Source organism: Pseudomonas sp. W2Aug9 (assembly GCF_023127755.1).
Taxonomy (GTDB): domain Bacteria; phylum Pseudomonadota; class Gammaproteobacteria; order Pseudomonadales; family Pseudomonadaceae; genus Aquipseudomonas; species Aquipseudomonas synxantha_A.
Genome location: NZ_SPKL01000008.1, coordinates 36,730 through 54,271, shown reverse-complemented (window position 1 = coordinate 54,271; position 17,542 = coordinate 36,730). Strand labels below are relative to the sequence as shown.

Annotated in this window: 17 protein-coding genes and 1 other RNA gene; 9 read left to right on the top strand and 9 right to left on the bottom strand. The window is 61.7% G+C overall.

Annotated features, from left to right (window positions below):
* The first annotated feature begins 47 nt into the window (after nucleotides 1-47).
* Nucleotides 48-1,190, top strand: coding sequence for a DegT/DnrJ/EryC1/StrS aminotransferase family protein (locus E3O56_RS04865; RefSeq protein WP_032878841.1), 1,143 nt, complete (start codon nucleotides 48-50; stop codon nucleotides 1,188-1,190).
* A 144-nt stretch (nucleotides 1,191-1,334) separates the two neighbouring features.
* Here E3O56_RS04865 and gcvH read toward each other — a convergent pair whose 3' ends face one another.
* The 8 genes from gcvH to E3O56_RS04825 all read right to left on the bottom strand — a co-directional run bounded on the left by gcvH (nucleotide 1,335) and on the right by E3O56_RS04825 (nucleotide 10,318).
* On the bottom strand, nucleotides 1,335-1,718 hold the full coding sequence (gene gcvH, locus E3O56_RS04860) for a glycine cleavage system protein GcvH (RefSeq protein WP_032878840.1): 384 nt from the start codon (nucleotides 1,716-1,718) through the stop codon (nucleotides 1,335-1,337).
* A 53-nt stretch (nucleotides 1,719-1,771) separates the two neighbouring features.
* The gene (gene gcvT, locus E3O56_RS04855; RefSeq protein WP_005792381.1) at nucleotides 1,772-2,854 is read right to left on the bottom strand and encodes a glycine cleavage system aminomethyltransferase GcvT; all 1,083 of its coding nucleotides are present in this window, start codon (nucleotides 2,852-2,854) and stop codon (nucleotides 1,772-1,774) included.
* A gap of 156 nt (nucleotides 2,855-3,010) precedes the next feature.
* On the bottom strand, nucleotides 3,011-4,627 hold the full coding sequence (locus E3O56_RS04850) for an iron ABC transporter permease (protein WP_248127932.1): 1,617 nt from the start codon (nucleotides 4,625-4,627) through the stop codon (nucleotides 3,011-3,013).
* A 162-nt stretch (nucleotides 4,628-4,789) separates the two neighbouring features.
* Nucleotides 4,790-5,794, bottom strand: a complete 1,005-nt coding sequence (locus E3O56_RS04845; RefSeq protein ID WP_032878835.1) for an extracellular solute-binding protein — start codon at nucleotides 5,792-5,794, stop codon at nucleotides 4,790-4,792.
* Nucleotides 5,795-5,954: 160 nt separating this feature from the next.
* Entirely contained in the window at nucleotides 5,955-7,172 is a 1,218-nt protein-coding gene (locus E3O56_RS04840) for a 2-octaprenyl-3-methyl-6-methoxy-1,4-benzoquinol hydroxylase (protein WP_248127993.1), read from the bottom strand.
* 61 nt (nucleotides 7,173-7,233) lie between these two features.
* Complete coding sequence (gene ubiH / locus E3O56_RS04835; protein WP_248127931.1) at nucleotides 7,234-8,421, bottom strand: 2-octaprenyl-6-methoxyphenyl hydroxylase; 1,188 nt, start codon at nucleotides 8,419-8,421, stop codon at nucleotides 7,234-7,236.
* Complete coding sequence (gene pepP, locus E3O56_RS04830; protein WP_005792387.1) at nucleotides 8,418-9,740, bottom strand: Xaa-Pro aminopeptidase; 1,323 nt, start codon at nucleotides 9,738-9,740, stop codon at nucleotides 8,418-8,420. The genes ubiH and pepP overlap by 4 nt, the downstream gene beginning before the upstream one ends.
* 20 nt (nucleotides 9,741-9,760) lie before the next feature.
* The gene (locus tag E3O56_RS04825; protein ID WP_248127930.1) at nucleotides 9,761-10,318 is read right to left on the bottom strand and encodes a YecA family protein; all 558 of its coding nucleotides are present in this window, start codon (nucleotides 10,316-10,318) and stop codon (nucleotides 9,761-9,763) included.
* Between the two features lie 138 nt (nucleotides 10,319-10,456).
* Between E3O56_RS04825 and E3O56_RS04820 the strand changes: the two genes are divergently transcribed.
* The 4 genes from E3O56_RS04820 to E3O56_RS04805 all read left to right on the top strand — a co-directional run bounded on the left by E3O56_RS04820 (nucleotide 10,457) and on the right by E3O56_RS04805 (nucleotide 11,877).
* A complete protein-coding gene (locus E3O56_RS04820; RefSeq protein ID WP_003177365.1) occupies nucleotides 10,457-10,666 on the top strand; it encodes a TIGR02449 family protein in 210 nt (69 codons plus the stop codon).
* The gene (locus tag E3O56_RS04815) at nucleotides 10,663-10,980 is read left to right on the top strand and encodes a cell division protein ZapA (RefSeq protein ID WP_005792389.1); all 318 of its coding nucleotides are present in this window, start codon (nucleotides 10,663-10,665) and stop codon (nucleotides 10,978-10,980) included. The genes E3O56_RS04820 and E3O56_RS04815 overlap by 4 nt, the downstream gene beginning before the upstream one ends.
* Nucleotides 10,981-11,010: 30 nt before the next feature.
* Nucleotides 11,011-11,189: non-coding RNA, 6S RNA (gene ssrS / locus E3O56_RS04810), on the top strand.
* 58 nt (nucleotides 11,190-11,247) lie between these two features.
* Nucleotides 11,248-11,877: a 5-formyltetrahydrofolate cyclo-ligase gene (locus E3O56_RS04805; RefSeq protein WP_248127929.1), complete on the top strand. Its 630-nt coding sequence runs from the start codon at nucleotides 11,248-11,250 to the stop codon at nucleotides 11,875-11,877.
* A 7-nt stretch (nucleotides 11,878-11,884) separates the two neighbouring features.
* Here E3O56_RS04805 and E3O56_RS04800 read toward each other — a convergent pair whose 3' ends face one another.
* On the bottom strand, nucleotides 11,885-12,031 hold the full coding sequence (locus E3O56_RS04800; RefSeq protein WP_005792392.1) for a hypothetical protein: 147 nt from the start codon (nucleotides 12,029-12,031) through the stop codon (nucleotides 11,885-11,887).
* A gap of 194 nt (nucleotides 12,032-12,225) precedes the next feature.
* Here E3O56_RS04800 and E3O56_RS04795 point away from each other — a divergent pair, with 194 nt between their 5' ends.
* The 4 genes from E3O56_RS04795 (at nucleotide 12,226) to E3O56_RS04780 (ending at nucleotide 17,541) form a co-directional block, all read left to right on the top strand.
* Complete coding sequence (locus E3O56_RS04795; RefSeq protein WP_248089481.1) at nucleotides 12,226-12,675, top strand: EVE domain-containing protein; 450 nt, start codon at nucleotides 12,226-12,228, stop codon at nucleotides 12,673-12,675.
* Between the two features lie 68 nt (nucleotides 12,676-12,743).
* Nucleotides 12,744-13,709, top strand: coding sequence for a biotin/lipoyl-binding protein (locus tag E3O56_RS04790; protein ID WP_032878823.1), 966 nt, complete (start codon nucleotides 12,744-12,746; stop codon nucleotides 13,707-13,709).
* Nucleotides 13,706-16,423 (top strand): ribosome-associated ATPase/putative transporter RbbA, encoded by a 2,718-nt coding sequence (gene rbbA, locus E3O56_RS04785; RefSeq protein WP_248127928.1) that lies wholly within the window; start codon nucleotides 13,706-13,708, stop codon nucleotides 16,421-16,423. Before E3O56_RS04790 ends, rbbA begins: the two co-directional genes overlap by 4 nt.
* Nucleotides 16,423-17,541, top strand: a complete 1,119-nt coding sequence (locus E3O56_RS04780) for an ABC transporter permease (RefSeq protein ID WP_228309105.1) — start codon at nucleotides 16,423-16,425, stop codon at nucleotides 17,539-17,541. Before rbbA ends, E3O56_RS04780 begins: the two co-directional genes overlap by 1 nt.
* Nucleotide 17,542: the final 1 nt, after the last annotated feature.

The following is a 17,542-nucleotide window of genomic DNA, read 5'->3' as shown; positions in this document are numbered from 1 at the left end:
ACACGTTTAACATTCATCGCCTATCTTGAACGGATGCCTTCTTCGTCATGAGCCAACAGCCTTTCCTGCCGTTTTCCAAACCGACCATTGATGAAGCCACCATTTCGGCAGTCGGCGATGTCCTGCGTTCCGGCTGGATCACCAGCGGGCCAAAAGTGCAGGCGTTCGAGGCGCAGTTGTCGGAATACTTTGGCGGGAGGCCGGTGCGCACCTTCAACTCGGGCACCTGCACCATGGAGATCGCCTTGCGCATCGCCGGTATCGGGCCTGGGGATGAAGTCATCACGACACCAATTTCCTGGGTGGCCACCGCCAACGTCATCCTCGAAGTCGGCGCTACTCCAGTGTTCGCCGATATCGACCCGATTACCCGCAACATTGACCTGGCCCAGGTTGAGGCGGCAATCACACCACGTACCAAAGCGATCATCCCGGTCTACCTGGCGGGCTTGCCCCTGGACATGCCGATGCTTTACGCGCTGGCCAACAAGTACAACCTGCGTATCGTCGAAGACGCCGCGCAAGCCTTGGGCTCCAGCTGGGACGGGGAACGCATCGGTGCAACCGGTGACTTCGTGTCGTTCAGCTTTCAGGCGAACAAGAACATCACCTCATCCGAGGGTGGCTGCCTGGTGTTGAACAACGCCGAGGAGGCTCGCCTGGCAGAGAAGTATCGCCTGCAGGGCGTGACCCGCACCGGTTTCGATGGCCTGGATGTGGATGTCCTGGGCGGCAAGTTCAATATGACCGACATCGCCGCCGCCATTGGCCTGGGGCAGTTTGCGCATATCGAGAAGATCACGGCCCACCGCCAGCACCTGGCACGCCACTACTTCCAGTGCTTTGGCAGTGACTTCGAAGAGAAATATGGCGCGCAACTGCCGCCGGCGGATTTCGAGAACAGCAACTGGCACCTGTTCCAACTGGTGTTGCCGGAGCGCCAGGACGGCTTGCCTGCTCGCGCAACGTTCATGGAGCAGATGCAGGCCCACGGCGTTGGCATTGGCTATCACTACCCGCCGATCCACTTGCTGAGCCTGTATCGGGCACAGGGTTTCAAGGAAGGCATGTTCCCGGTGGCGGAGCGTGTTGGGCGTTTGATCGTGTCGTTGCCGATGTTCACGGCAATGACAGAGGCGGATGTGGAGCGGGCTGTAGCGGCGGTTAAAGCGGTACTGAAGAAAGACTGAACACAACCAGCAGGCACACCCCAATCAACTGTGGGAGCTGGCTTGCCTGCGATGCAGGCACCTCGGTGTATCGGTGATACACGGGTGATCCAATCGCAGGCAAGCCAGCTCCCACATTGATGTGTGCTGTTGCAGCTATTGCGTTTAGTCGCCGATGGCGGCTTTGTAGCCGGCGGCATCCAGCAGTTTGTCCAGTTCAGCCTTGTCGCTTGGCTTGAGCTTGAAGATCCAGGCGCCATAAGGGTCAGAGTTCAGCAGCTCAGGGCTGCCACTCAGCTCTTCGTTGACAGCAATCACTTCGCCGGCAATCGGCGAGTAGATATCCGAAGCTGCTTTGACCGACTCCACCACACCCGCCTGATCTTGAGCGGCAAACACCTTGCCCACTTCAGTCAGTTCAACAAACACCACATCACCCAAAGCTTCCTGTGCATGGTCGGAGATGCCGACAGTCACGGTGCCATCAGCTTCCAGACGGGCCCATTCGTGACTTTCGGCAAAACGCAGGTCGGCAGGGATATTGCTCATAGTCTGTGTCCTCAAGAAGAAATGTCAGCGGCCATTGGCCTGCCGGAAAATAGTTAGATCAAGGTTTTGCCATGGCGTACGAAGGTCGGCTTGACCACTCGAACCGGGTACCACTTGCCGCGGATTTCCACTTCGGCCCGGTCGGCAGTCGCCGCCGGTACGCGCGCCAGGGCAATGGATTTGCTTAGCGTAGGCGAGAAACTACCACTGGTGATCTCTCCTTCGCCAACATTGGCGATACGAACCACTTGGTGAGCGCGTAAAACTCCACGCTCTTCCAGCACCAGCCCGACCAATTTGAACTGCACACCGGCCGCCTTTTCCGCTTCCAGCGCAGCACGACCGATAAAATTGCGCCCGGCAGGTTCCCAGGCAATGCTCCAGGCCATATTGGCCGCGAGGGGCGATACCTGCTGATGGATATCCTGGCCGTACAGGTTCATGCCGGCCTCCAGGCGCAAGGTATCGCGAGCACCGAGGCCGATAGGTGAAATGCCCGCCCCCACCAGATCGTTGAAAAAACCCGGTGCCTGGTCGGCGGGCAGGACAATTTCCAGGCCGTCTTCGCCGGTGTAGCCGGTACGGGCGATAAACCAGTCGCCGTCGGCATGGCCTTCGAACGGCTTGAGCTGGTGGATCAGGATGCCACGGGACTGAGTCACCAGTTCGGCGATCTTATGCCGGGCATGAGGCCCTTGGATGGCAAGCATGGCCAATTCGGACCGCTCATGCAGCTGCACCTGGTAATCACCCAGTTGCGCCTGCATCCAGGCCATATCCTGATCGCGGGTGGCGGCATTGACCACCAGCCGGTACCCGGTTTCGGTTCGGTAGACGATCATATCGTCCACCACTCCGCCTTGCTCGTTGAGCATGGCGCTGTACAGCGCACGGCCGCAGCCGTGCAATCGATCGACGTCATTGGCCAGCAGGTGCTGAAGCCATTCCTTGGCCTGAGGGCCGGTGACATCGATTACGGTCATATGAGATACATCGAACACCCCACAGTCGCGCCGCACCTGATGGTGTTCTTCAACCTGCGAGCCGTAATGCAAAGGCATATCCCAACCGCCAAAATCGACCATTTTCGCGCCGAGGGCGAGATGCAGGTCATACAAAGGCGTACGCTGTCCCATGGGTTTCTCCTTCCGGGCTTGGCGAAGGTGCGCAGAGCTGCCACTTGTGCCGAACACCTTGATTTACAAGGCCCGCAGCCACATACAGCAGGTCGATCCGAAAGACGGAGCGCACCGAATGCCGCGCATTGTAGCCTCATGCCGTAGGACTGGCACCTAACCGATTTGCCGAGCAGAGCGACGGATCAGCCCGATGACCGGCAACAACCCGACCAGCACCAGGGTCAACGCCGGCAAAGAAGCCCGCGCCCATTCGCCTTCACTGGTCATCTCGAAGATCCGTACCGCCAGCGTGTCCCAGCCAAACGGGCGCATCAGCAATGTCGCGGGCATTTCCTTGAGTACATCCACGAACACCAGCAGCGCCGCGCTCAGGGTGCCGGGCAACAACAACGGCAGATACACTTTGCAAAACAGTCGTGGACCGCTCACCCCAAGGCTGCGTGCAGCTTCGGGCAAGGACGGACGAATGCGCGCCAGGCTGTTTTCCAAAGGCCCGTAGGCCACTGCCAGGAACCGTACCAGGTAAGCCAGCACCAATGCCGACAGGCTGCCCAACAGCAAGGGCCTGCCCGCGCCGCCCAGCCAGCCGGACAGTGGCACCACCAGTTCGCGGTCCAGGTAGCTGAACGCCAGCATGATCGACACCGCCAGCACCGAGCCCGGCAAGGCATAACCGACATTGGCCAGGCTGATACCGGAGCGAATCGCCCGGGTCGGCGCCAGGCGGTTGGCAAAGGCCAGGATCATCGCCACGCTGACCGTAATCAGCGCGGCAATACCACCCAGGTAGAGGGTGTGGACGATCAGGCCCGTATAGCGCTCATCCAGGTCAAAGCGCCCGCGCTGCCAGAACCAGGCCACCAGTTGCAGCATCGGGATCACAAACGCACAGGCAAATACCAGGCCGCACCAGGCGCTGGCCGCCACGGCCTTGAACCCGTGCAGGTGGTACAACGCCTTGCCGCGTGGCCGCTCATTGCTCGGTCGGCTGGCTCCACGCGCGCGCCGCTCGCCATACAGCACCAACATCACAACCAGCAGCAACAGGCTGGCCAGTTGCGCGGCGCCGGAAAGGCTGAAAAAGCCATACCAGGTTTTGTAGATAGCCGTGGTGAAGGTATCGAAATTGAACACCGAGACGGCGCCGAAATCTGCCAGGGTCTCCATCAACGCCAGGGCCACACCGGCACCAATCGCTGGTCGCGCCATCGGCAACGCCACGCGCCAGAATGCTTGCCATGGCGATTGCCCCAATACCCGCGCCGCTTCCATCAAACCCTTGCCCTGGGCCAGAAACGCAGAACGTGCCAGCAGGTAAACGTAGGGATAGAACACCAGCACCAACACGATGATCACGCCGCTGGTGGAGCGCACTCGCGGCAAGCGCAGCCCATTGCCGAACCATTCGCGCAGCAGGGTTTGCACGGGCCCTGCAAAGTCCAGCAGACCGACGAACACGAAGGCCAGCACATAAGCCGGGATCGCAAAGGGCAGCATCAGCGCCCAATCGAGCCAACGTCGCCCGGGGAATTCGCAGAGGCTGGTCAACCAGGCCAGGCTGACGCCCAGCAGCGTCACACCAATACCGACGCCGAGTACCAGGGTCAGGGTGTTGCCCAGCAAGCGCGGCATCTGGGTGTCCCAGAGGTGGGACCAGATCTGGTGGTCGATGCTTTGCCAGGACAGCAGCAGCACGCTCAGCGGCAGCAGCACCAGGGCGGCGACGGTGAAGACCGGCAGGTACCAGCGGCGTTGGGCGGGGTGGGCCAAGGAAAAGCTCTCTATAGAACAGACTATTCGAAGACAAACACAAAACAATGTGGGAGGGGGCTTGCTCCCGATAGCGGAGTGCCAGTCAATGATGATTAGACTGATACCCCGCTATCGGGGGCAAGCCCCCTCCCACATTTAGATCTGTGGCAATTTACACATTCAGTTCCAGCCAGCGCGATCCATCAGGCGAATGGCTTCAGCCTGGCGCTTGCCCGCCACTTCTACCGGTAAGGTATCGGCCACGAACTTGCCCCAGCTCGCCACTTCCGCCGATGGCGGTACCGCCGGGTTGGCCGGGAACTCCTGGTTCACGTCGGCAAAGATTTTCTGCGCCTCAGGCGTGGTCATCCACTCCACCAGTGCCTTGGCCGCTTGCGGGTGCGGCGCGTGCCTGGTCAGGCCGATGCCCGACAGGTTCACATGCACGCCACGGTCGCCCTGGTTCGGCCAGAACAGTTTCACCGCCAGATCCGGCTTCTGCTTGTGCAGGCGGCCGTAGTAGTAGGTATTGACGATACCCACGTCGCACTGTCCGGCATTGATGGCTTCCAGCACGGCGATGTCATCGGAGAACACGTCGGTGGACAGGTTGTTGACCCAGCCCTTGACGATCTCTTCGGTCTTGGCCGCGCCATGGGTTTCGATCAACGTGGCGGTCAGTGACTGGTTGTAGACTTTTTTCGCGGTACGCAGGCACAGGCGGCCTTCCCATTGCTTGTCTGCCAGGGCTTCGTAGGTGGTCAGTTCGCCCGGTTTCACCCGCTCGGTGGAATAGGCGATAGTGCGCGCACGCAGGCTCAAGCCGGTCCAGGCGTGGGCCGATGAGCGATATTGCAACGGGATATTCTTGTCGATCACAGCGGAAGTGAACGGTTGCAGGATGCCCATTTGCTCGGCCTGCCAGAGGTTGCCGGCGTCGACGGTGAGCAGCAGATCGGCGGTGGCGTTCTCGCCCTCGGCCTTGATGCGCTGCATCAGCGGCGCTTCCTTGTCGGTGATGAACTTGACCTGCACCCCGGTCTTCTTGGTGTAGGCATCAAATACCGGCTTGATCAGCTCATCGATGCGCGAGGAGTAGACCACGACTTCGTCGGCTGCCTGCACGGTGGTGCTGCCGATCAGGGTGAGTGCCAGGGCAGTCAGGAGGCGCTTGGGTGCCAACATGGGTGCGGTCTCTCATTTGCAAATTGAGGGCAAATGATAAGGACTCACATTTGGTAACGCTCGGTGGAGGCGTTACCAGATGTTGCACAGCCCGAATATGCGCGAGGGTTGAGGGCCTCATCGGGGGCAAGCCCCCTCCCACAGGGGACTGTGTTTCAATTCAGGGTTTAGCGAGTTCTGGTAGATCGCCAGTCAAACCTAGCGCTTGGCGCACAAACACTGCCTTGGCTTCGGGCATCTGGTCGACGATTTTCAGGCCGGCATTACGCAGCCAGCGCAGCGGCAGTTGATCCGCCTGGAACAAGCGCTCAAAGCCTTCCATTGCCGCCATCAACGCCAGGTTGTGAGGCATGCGACGCCGCTCGTAACGACTCAGGACCTTAACATCTGCCAGGCGCTCGCCGCGCTCGGTGGCCGCCAACAACACCTCGGCCAATACCGCCGCATCAAGAAAGCCCAGGTTCACGCCCTGCCCCGCCAACGGGTGAATCACGTGGGCAGCATCGCCGATCAGCGCCAGGCCCTCGGCCACGTAGCGTTTGGCATGGCGCTGGCGCAACGGCACGCAAACGCGCGGGTCGGCACTGACCACAGTGCCCAGGCGCCCTTCGAAGGCGCGCTCCAGCTCCCGGCAGAAGCGTTCATCATCCAGGGCCATCAGGCGCTCGGACTCAGCCGGCGTGGTCGACCAGACAATCGAACACCAATCTTCCTGCCCATCCCGTACCAGCGGCAGGAACGCCAGCGGGCCGGTATCGGTAAAGCGTTGCCAGGCCGTGCGCTGGTGCGGCTGGCTGCTGCGCACGCTGGTGACGATCGCGTTATGCAGGTAATCCCACTCGCGGGTCGGGGTGCCGGTCAGGCGGCGTACTGCGGAGTTGGCGCCATCGGCGGCCACCACCAGCGGCGCACGCAATTTGCGCCCGTCAGCCAGGGTCAGCAGCCAGTCATCGCCGGAGCGGCGCATCTGCTCAAGGCGCGCATTGGCCAGCAGGCCGAGGTCGCAGTCGTGCAAGCGCTCCAGCAAGGCATCCTGCACTACGCGGTTTTCGACGATATGCCCGAGCACCTCGGCATGCACGCTGGCCGCCGAGAAGTGGATCTGTCCGGTGCCGCTGCCGTCCCACACCTGCATCTCGCCGTAAGGGCTGGCGCGACGCTCGACGATGCCGTCCCACACGCCCAGGCGTTCGAGGATGCGTTGGCTGGCAGCGGACAACGCGCTCACCCGCGGCTCAAACGCCGCCTGCGGTTCAAACGGTTTGACGCTTAGCGGGCTGCCGTCGAGCAGCAGCACCTGCAAGCCGCTGCCCTGCAACGCCAGCGCCAGGGCGCTTCCGATCATTCCGGCCCCGACAATCAGCACATCTGCGCGCATGTCCATGCTTTAAGCCTTGTCTCGTGTGCGGCACAGGCCGCCAATAAAGTGATGGGCCGGCTCAAACATCGGAGCGCACCCCCAGCCCCATGGCCTGGCGGGCGAACCAGCGCTTGGCCGGCGGCAACAGATCCAGGCCGAGCAAGCCCAGGTTACGGCCCAGCGCCATTAGCGGCTGGCCGCTGCCAAACAAGCGTGTGACCTGATCGGAAAAGCCTACGGTCAGTTGTTGGTCCAGGCGCTGGCGATCCCGATAGCCTTGCAACGTCGCCAGGTCACCTGGCACTGCCGGGCCGGCCAACAAGGCTTCGGCCAAGGCATTGGCATCGCGCAGGGACAGGTTGAACCCCTGCCCGGCAATCGGGTGCAGGCTGTGGGCGGCATTGCCGAGGACCGCAAGATGCGAGCGCACTTGCTCTTCAGCTTCCACCAGGGTCAGCGGGTACAGATGACGGGCGCCCACTTGCTTGAGGGTGCCCAGGCGATAACCGAATACGCCCTGCAACTCGCTCAGGAAGCTGCGCTCGTCAAGGTCGGCCAGGCGCTGGGCGTCCATGCCGATGCGGGTCCAGACCAGCGCACAGCGGTTGTCCGGCAGCGGCAACAAGGCCATCGGCCCCTCATCGGTAAAGCGCTCGAACGCTTCGCCATTGTGGGCTTCGCTCGGGGTGATATTGGCGATCAGTGCGCTCTGGTTGTAGGGCCGGGTCTTCACGCCAATGCCCAGTTGCTCGCGCAGGCCGGAGCGGCCGCCGTCGGCCAACACCGCGAGGTCGCATTCCAGCACGGTTTCATCGTTGAGGGTCAGGCGATAGCCATCAGGCAGCGGCTCCATGCGCGTGACTTCCGCGGGGCAGCGCCAGCTGACGACGTCTTTATCCAGGCCTTGCCACAGGCATTGGCCCAGCCAGGCGTTTTCCACCACATAGCCCAGAGCCGGTACGCCCTCTTCCATGGCGGACAAGCGCGCGGTAGAGAAACGCCCGCGGTCCGATACGTGGATCTGCTTGATCGGTTCGGCGCGGCGGGCAATGTCCTGCCACAGGCCCAGACGCTGATAAATCTGGCGGGCACCAAAGGACAGCGCCGAAGAACGCGCATCGTAACTGGGCTGGTAGCTGTCGCCCGGGGCAAAGGGTTCGATCAGCACGATCTTCCAGCCACGTGCCTTGGCCCCGGTCTGCAACGCCAGGGCCAGGCTGGCACCCACCAGGCCACCACCAATAATCGCCAGGTTGACCCGGCTCATCGGGCAGCCGCCATCAGTGCTTCGATCTCGGCAACGGTCTTGGGCACCGCGCCGGTCAGGATTTCACAGCCTTGCTTGGTCACTATCACGTCATCCTCGATGCGTACGCCAATGCCACGCCATTTCTTTGCCACGTTCTGGTTGTCCGGGGAAATATAGATGCCCGGTTCCACGGTCAAGGCCATACCGACTTCCAGCACTCGCCATTCACCGCCGACCTTGTACTCGCCCACATCATGCACATCCATGCCCAGCCAGTGGCCGGCGCGGTGCATGTAGAAAGCGCGGTAGGCTTCGCTGGCGATCAGTTCGTCAACGTCACCTTGCAGCAACCCCAACTTCACCAAGCCGGCGGTGATGACCTGCACGGTAGCCTCATGGGCCTGGTTCCAATGCTTGTTCGGTGCGATCTGCGCGAAGGCGGCTTCCTGGGAGGCCAGCACAATCTCGTAGATCGCCTTTTGTTCGGGCGAAAACTTGCCGTTGACCGGCCAGGTGCGGGTGATGTCGCTGGCGTAGCAGTCGATCTCACAACCGGCGTCGATCAGCACCAGGTCGCCATCCTTGAGCAACGCGTCATTCTGCTGGTAATGCAGGATGCAGCTGTTGCGTCCGGCGGCGACGATAGAGCCATAGGCGGGCATTTTCGCGCCGCCCTTGCGGAACTCGTAATCCAGCTCGGCCTCCAGGCTGAACTCATGCAAACCCGCACGGCTGGCCTGCATCGCCCGCACATGGGCCGCGCAGGAAATGCGCGCTGCTTCGCGCATCACCCTCACCTCTGCCGCCGATTTATACAGGCGCATATCGTGGAGCAGATGATCCAGGGCAACGAATTCGTTCGGTGGCTGGGCGCCCAGGTGCGCCTTGGAGCGGATCACGTTGATCCACTCCATCACATGCCGGTCGAATTCGGCATTGCTGCCCATGGCCGAATATACCCGGTCGCGGCCTTCGATCAGGCCGGGCAGGATGTCGTCGATATCAGTGATAGGGAATGCGTCGTCGGCGCCAAAGTCGCGGATCGCGCCTTCAGTGCCGGCGCGCAGGCCGTCCCACAGCTCGCGCTCAGCGTTGCGCTCACGGCAGAACAACACGTATTCGCCATGCTGGCGACCGGGCATCAGCACGATCACCGCTTCGGGCTCGGGGAAACCGCTCAGGTACTGGAAGTCGCTGTCCTGGCGGTACACGTGCTCGACATCGCGGTTGCGGATGGCCACGGCGGCTGCCGGCAGGATCGCGATGCTGTTGGGTTCCATCTGCGCCATGAGCGCCTTGCGGCGACGGGTGTATTCCGCTTTGGGGATATGAATCATGGGCAGATGGGGTTCCTTTCTTAATGCAGCGAAGGCTTGGGTGCAGCAGGTTCAGCAGACTTTTTGGTCTCGGTGAACAGCAGCAACGGCGCGACGCGCAGGTATTCCATCACTTCCATGTAGTCGCCTTCGCCGTCTTCGGACTCTTCCAGGGCATCTTGCACCTGGGAGATGGCTGCCAGGTCCTGCAGCACTTCCTTGGCGTCGGTGCTCAGCTCCAGGCCACCGGCGTTCACGCCGAAACCGTGGAGGAAACCCTGGCACCACTGGCCCAGGGCAGCAGCACGCTCGGTGAGTGGGGCGTCGTCGGTCGGCAGCAGCAGAACCACGGTGACGTCGTCACCGGTCAGCTCGCCCTTGACCATCTCTTGCAGGCCAATCAACGCGTTGCGCACGTTTTCGTTGGGTTCGGTTTCGAGCAGCTCGGCCACGTCGGCCAACCAGTTGTCGGCATCAAAGCCCACGCCGGTGCAGCTGCGGCCCAACAGCACGCCGTGCAGTTCGGCAGGCGAGCATGGGTGGCCGATGATGCTCAGCAGTTTGGAAAAAGCGTCGTACGGGGAATTCTGAATGGGCATGGTGAGCTAGGCGCCAGACGGCGCAATGTCTAGAATGGAGCGCTGTATCCTAGCACCGGCAGACGCACCAAGACTATCGAGGGCGTCAGATCGTTTATCCTGCAGTTGCCATTCATCAGACAAATCCAGTGGAACCCAATGGAAGACACCGACCTGCAAGCGCTGATGGCCAGACTCGAACTGCTAATTGATCGGGTCGAGCAACTAAAGAGTCAAAACGGACTCCTATTAGCTCAGGAAAAGACCTGGCGCGAGGAACGCGCTCACCTCATTGAAAAAAACGAAATCGCCCGGCGTAAGGTCGAATCGATGATTTCGCGCCTGAAGGCCCTGGAGCAAGACTCATGAGTTCAAGCAATAGCGTTACCGTGCAGATCCTCGACAAAGAATATTCGATCATCTGCCCCCAGGAAGAACGCAGCAATCTGGTGAGCGCTGCGCGTTACCTGGACGGCAAGATGCGTGAAATCCGCAGCAGCGGCAAAGTGATCGGCGCCGACCGCATCGCCGTGATGGCCGCGCTGAATATCACCCACGATCTGCTGCACAAGCAGGAACGCCCTGACGTGCAGGCCAGCGGCTCGACCCGCGAGCAAGTGCGTGACCTGCTCGAGCGCGTGGATCTGGTGCTTTCCACCGATTCCGACGCACCCAAGGGCTGATTGCCGAGTCTGTTTAAGGTATACTCGCCCCACTCCCTGGCGTGTTTGCCAGTCGGCGATGTCCCTGAGCCGATTCGCACTACCCTGGAAGTTGCACGTTGGGCTGGTGTGCATGTCCGCTAGACGGAAAGCCTTAAAGCCTACTGCTTCTTCCACCTTGAACTTTCGGGTTCAAGGGCTAAGTCGACAGCGGCTCTGTCGGGGAGCCTGAATTCCCAAACTCAATGCCAGTCCCAGGACTGGCATTGTTTTATGAGCCGATAAGCCATGACCGAACCTGCGCCGCTGTCCCGTCCGCAACTTCGACGCATGTTGCGCAAGGCCCGCCGTGCCCTCACGCCGAGCGAGCAGCGCCAGGCCGCCCTTGGCCTGTACCGGCAACTGGCGCAGCACCCGCTGTTTCGCCGGGCCAAACATATTTCCTTATACCTGCCGACGGACGGCGAAATCGATCCGCGCCTGCTGCTGCGCGCGGCGCAGCGCCGTGGCAAGGCCACCTATCTGCCGGTACTGAGTGCCTGGCCGCGCACCAAGATGGTGTTCCAGCGCGTGCGGCCTGGGGATAAGTTGTCGCCCAACCGCTTTGGCATTCTTGAGCCGCGGGTCAATGTCCACCAGCAGCGCAAAGTCTGGGCGCTCGACCTGGTGCTGTTGCCGTTAGTGGGGTTCGATAGCGAAGGCGGACGCCTGGGCATGGGTGGCGGATTCTACGACCGCAGCCTGGCCTACCTGGCCAGGCGCAAAAGCTGGCGCAAGCCGACCTTGCTGGGGTTGGCCCATGAATGTCAGCAGGTAGACCGCTTGGCGCAGGCAAGTTGGGACGTGCCGCTGGGGGGCACTGTCACCGATAAGCACTGGTATGTTGCACAAACGTCGCTGGAACCAGCGACGCCTTGAAGCCTTATTAACGCTTGAATTGTTGCTGCACTGGCGAGAGTTCAACCGGTGCGTCGGCCTTGTTCGACCACAAGCTCTGGGCATACCCGGTGGTCACAACGCCCAGACCAAACAAAATAACCAAAATCCATAGTAAATCCGGTTTACGTTGCATCGATTGCCCCCCTTCAGGCACCTCGTACACGATGACAACAACGTTCCAAAGTAGTCCGTTGCAGCTGCGCCAAGCCTAAAAGCGCGCATTCTGAGGTAACGTGAACCAACACGCAAACCTTGACGCCAACCGACTGTCGGTTTGTCATGCAATTGCCCGACAACTTGCCCAATGCCTTTTTCAGGAGCCCAAAAATGGCCTACTGGCTGATGAAATCCGAGCCTGACGAATTGTCCATCGAGGACCTGGAAAAGCTCGGCGAAGCGCGCTGGGATGGGGTTCGCAACTATCAGGCGCGCAACTTTCTGCGCGCCATGGCGGTGGGCGATGAGTTTTTCTTCTATCACTCCAGCTGTCCGGAGCCAGGGATTGCCGGCATCGGCAAAATCGTCGAGGCCGCCTACCCGGATCCTACAGCGCTGGAACCGGACAGCCATTATTTCGACGCCAAGGCCAGTGCGGAGAAAAATCCGTGGAGTGCCATCACCGTGGGCCACGTCAACACCTTCCCCAAGGTGCTGGGCCTGGGCTATCTAAAGCAGCAAACCGCTCTTGCCGAAATGCCGCTGGTGCAGAAAGGTAGCCGGCTTTCGGTCATGGCGGTCACGCCTGAACAATGGGCGGCCATCCTTCAGCTGCTTTAACTGACCGATATCAAGACCCTCACGGGCCAAACCCATCACACTGGACGCTAACGCCGCAGGATGCAGCCATGTCTACGAACCACCATACGTCCCGTCTGTTCGCCATCGCCCTGATCGTCCTCTTGCTGGGGGCGGGGGCCTTTGGCTACTGGCGTTCGACCCAGGACCGCCTGCCCGAGGGCTTGAGCATGGGCAATGGGCGCCTGGAGTCCACCGAAGTGCAAATCGCCGCCAAGATCCCCGGGCGCCTGGCCGAAGTGCACGTGGATGAAGGCGACAAAGTGCTCAAGGGCCAGTTGCTGGCACGCATGGACACCCGCACCCTGCAAGCCCAGCGCGCCCAGGCCGAAGCAGAGGTGTTACGCGCCAGGGAAAACTTCGCCTCTGCTGAAGCCAACGTGCAGTTGCGCCAAAGCGAGCAACTGCTGGCCAGCCAGGAACTCAAGCGCACCCAAGAGCTGTACCGGCGCGGCTTCGCCAGCAGCCAATTGATCGACCAGCAGCAGGCGCGCCAGAACACCGGTAACGCGGCAGTGATCGCCGCCCAAGCCCAGGTCAACGCGGTGAAGGCCGCCATCGGCGCAGCCCAGGCCCAGGTGGCCCAACTCACCAGCGAAATCGACGACAGCAGCCTGCGTGCGCCCATCGACGGCATCATCCAATTGCGCTTGGCCGAGCCGGGCGAAGTGCTCGGCGCGGGTGGTCGCGTGTTGCTGCTGATTGACCCCAATGACCAGTACATGAATCTCTACCTGCCCGCATCCGTCACCGGCCGCCTGACCGTCGGCAGTGAAGCGCGCATCCTGCTCGACGCCCTGCCCCAGCAAGCGCTGCCGGCCAAAATCAGTTTTGTCGCGGCCAAATCCCAGTTCACTCCCAAGGAAGTCGAAACCCGCGATGAGCGGCAAAAACTGGTGTTCCGCGTCAAATTGCGCCTGACTCAGCCCAGCGCCGTGCCACAAGCCAAACCGGGCATGCCCGGCGCGGGCTATGTACGCACGGCCGATGTCGACTGGCCGGCCAACCTGCAATGAGCGGCCTGGCGCTGCACGCCACGGGGATCAACCACCGCTACGGCAAGCAACAGGCACTGCTCGACATTGCCTTCAGCTTGCCAGCCGGTACCCGCTGCGGGTTGATAGGTCCGGACGGCGCCGGCAAGTCGAGCCTGCTGGGTCTGATCGCCGGGGTTAAGAAGCTGCAGGTGGGCCAGTTGCAGGTGCTCGGCGGTTCTATCCAAGACCGTCGCCACCGCAATAGCCTGTACGCGCGCATTGCCTTTATGCCCCAGGGCCTGGGCGGCAATCTGTACCCCGAGCTGTCCATCAGCGAGAACATCCGTTTCTTCGCCACCTTGTTCGGCCTGTCGAAAACCGATTGCGACCAGCGCATGCACAACCTGCTGCTCGCCACCGACCTCGCACGCTTTGCCGAGCGCCCGGCAGGCAAGCTCTCTGGCGGCATGAAACAGAAGCTCGGCTTGTGCTGCGCACTGATCCATGATCCGGACCTGTTGATCCTCGACGAACCCACCACCGGCGTCGACCCGCTGTCCCGCCGGCGTTTCTGGGAGCTGGTAGATAGCGTACGCAGTGAGCGCCCGCAACTGACACTGCTGGTGGCCACCGCCTACATGGAAGAGGCCGAGCAATTCGAGCATTGCCTGATGCTCGACCGTGGCAGGTTGATCGCCGATGGACTGAGCCGCGAACTGGCGGCGATAACGCCCAGCGGCAAGCTGGATGAGGCCTTCACCCACTTCCAGGGCGACAGTGCTCACGACAGCCAGCCGCTGGTAATTCCACCGCGCACAGGCGGCAACGCCGATATCGCTATCCAAGCCCACGACCTGACCCTGCGCTTTGGCGATTTCACCGCGGTGAACAACGTCAGCTTTGCCATTGGCCGCGGCGAGATCTTCGGCTTCCTCGGTTCCAACGGTTGCGGCAAGACCACCACCATGAAAGTGCTGACCGGGCTGATGCCGGCCACCGAGGGCAGTGCAATCCTGCTGGGCAAGCCGGTGGACGCCAAGGACCTGGCGACCCGCAAGCGCGTAGGTTTCATGTCGCAGAGCTTCTCGCTGTATGGCGAACTGAGCGTGCGCCAGAACCTGGTGCTGCATGCGCAACTGTTCGACTTGCCCAAGGCCGACAGCGGTCCGCGCATTGATGAACTGATCCAACGTTTCGACCTGGGTGAAGTGGCCGAACAGCCCTCCGGCGAGTTACCCCTTGGCCTGCGCCAGCGTTTGTCCTTGGCGGTTGCGGTGCTGCATCGCCCGGAAGTGCTGATCCTCGATGAGCCCACCTCGGGTGTCGACCCGGCGGCACGGGATGATTTCTGGCGGTTGCTGATCGAGTTGTCGCGCCAACAAGGCGTGACCATCTTCCTGTCCACCCACTTTATGAACGAAGCCCAGCGCTGCGACCGCATCTCCTTGATGCATGCCGGCAAGGTGTTGGCCTGCGACACGCCCGAGGCGCTGCAACAGCAGTTCCACGGCGATACCCTGGAGGCGGCTTTCGTCACCTGCCTGGAGCAGGCCCAGGGCGAACCCGAATCCAGCGCGCCCCGTGCAACGGTCAACGATGCCCACGCGCCGCCCGCGAGCAAACACGGCTTCAGCCTGGCGCGGTGGTTAGCCGTGGCCAGCCGCGAAGGCAAGGAGCTGCTGCGCGACAAGGTACGCATGGCCTTCGCCCTGCTCGGGGCGATGTTCATGATGGTGATCTTCGGCTACGGGATTTCCCTGGACGTGGAAAACCTCGCCTTCGCCGTCTACGACCAGGACCAGACCCCGCAAAGCCGCGCCTATCTAGAGGCATTTCGCAGTTCGCGCTATTTCGCCGAGCAAGCACCCATTCGCGACGCCAACGAATTGCACCGGCGCCTGCAACGTTCGGAAATCAAGCTGGCCCTGGAGATCCCACCCGGCTTTGGCCGTGACCTCTACGCCGGCCGCCAGCCCACCGTCGCGGCCTGGCTCGACGGCGGCATGCCGTTTCGCGCTGAAACCAGCCGCAACTACGTGGAGGCCGTGCACCAGGGCAACCTTGCGCAACTGGCTGAACTCAGTAGCTTACCCTTGAACAACCGGGCCGCCGTCAAGCTTGAAACACGCTTTCGCTACAACCAGGACGTGGTCAGCGTGAATGCCATTGGCCCTGGCGTGATGGCGCTGATCCTGGCGTTCATTCCGGCCATGCTCACCGCCCTCGGCATTGTGCGCGAGAAGGAGCTGGGGTCGATCACCAACTTCTATGCCACACCACTGACGCGCCTGGAGTTCCTGTTGGGTAAACAGGCGCCCTATCTGGTCGTCAGCCTGGTCAACCTGGCACTGTTGGTGGCGATGAACCGCTGGTTGTTCGGTGTACCGTTCAAAGGCAGCGGCCTGACCCTGGCTTTCGGTGGCCTGTTGTACGTGCTGGCGACCACGAGCATGGGTCTGCTGATCTCGGCGTTCACCCGCACCCAGATCGCGGCGATCCTCGGCACCATGATCATCACCAGCCTGCCGACCATCCAGTTTTCCGGGCTGATCGTGCCGCGTTCGTCCCTGGAAGGTGCGGCAGCGCTGATGGGCATGCTGTTTCCGGCCGGGCACTTTCTGGATATTGCGGTGGGCACCTTCACCAAGGCCCTGGACCTGCGCCAGTTGTGGCCACAATGCCTGGCCTTGTTCGGATTTTTCGTCGGTTTTACCGGGCTGAGCCTGATGATGCTCAAGAAGCAGGAGGCCTGATGCACAAGCTCGCCCATATCCTGCGCCTGGGGCTCAAGGAACTCACCAGCCTGCGCCACGACAGCGTGTTGCTGCTGTTTCTGGCCTACGCCTTCACCGTGGCGATCTACATGCCCGCTGCCGGTTCGGTGATTGGCGTGCACAACGCCAGCGTGGCCTTTGTCGATGAAGATCACAGCGCGCTCTCGCGGCAAATGGCCGAGGCCCTGCAACCACCGGAATTCCAGGCGCCGGCCCCACTGGCCTACGACCAGCTGGACAGGGTCATGGACAGCGGCCAATACACCTTCGTCGTCAATGTACCGGCGAATTTCCAGGCCGACCTGTTGGCGGGGCGCCAGCCAGGGGTGCAGGTGAACGTTGATGCCACGGCGATGAGCCAGGCATTCATGGGCGCGGGTTACATCGGGCGGATTTTCCAACGCGAACTGCTGACCTACAGCAGCCAGGCCGATGCTGCCGGCAAAGCTCCGGCCCTGCTGACCACCCGGGCGTTGTTCAATACCAACCTGGAAGGTGGCTGGTTCCTGGCGGTGATCCAGATCGTCAACAACATCACCATCCTCGCCATCGTGCTGACCGGCACCGCCCTGCTGCGCGAACGCGAGCACGGCACCCTCGACCACCTGCTGGTGCTGCCCCTGACCGCGCTGGAGATCATGCTGGCAAAAATCTGGAGCAACATGCTGGTGGTGGTGTTGTGTACGTGGCTGTCCCTGGAACTGGTGGTCAAAGGCTTGCTCGGCGTGCCGCTGGCCGGGTCATTGGGCCTGTTCCTGTTGGTGACGGCCCTGTATTTATTTGCGAGTACTGCGTTGGGGATCTTCCTCGCCACTCTCGCCCGCTCGACGCCGCAGTTCGGCCTGCTGGCGATCCCGGTGATCATTCCCATGCTGTTGCTCTCTGGCGGCAGTACACCGCTGGATAGCATGCCCGAATGGTTGCAGTGGGTGATGCAGGGCTCGCCATCGACGCATTTTGTAAGCTTGAGTGCAGCGATTCTATTCAGGGATGCGGGGTTGAGCGTGGTGTGGCCAGACTTGCTGGCCCTGACGGCGATTGGCTTGGTGTTTTTTGCGGTGGCGTTGGCGCGGTTTCGCAAGAGCCTGGCTTCCTGAG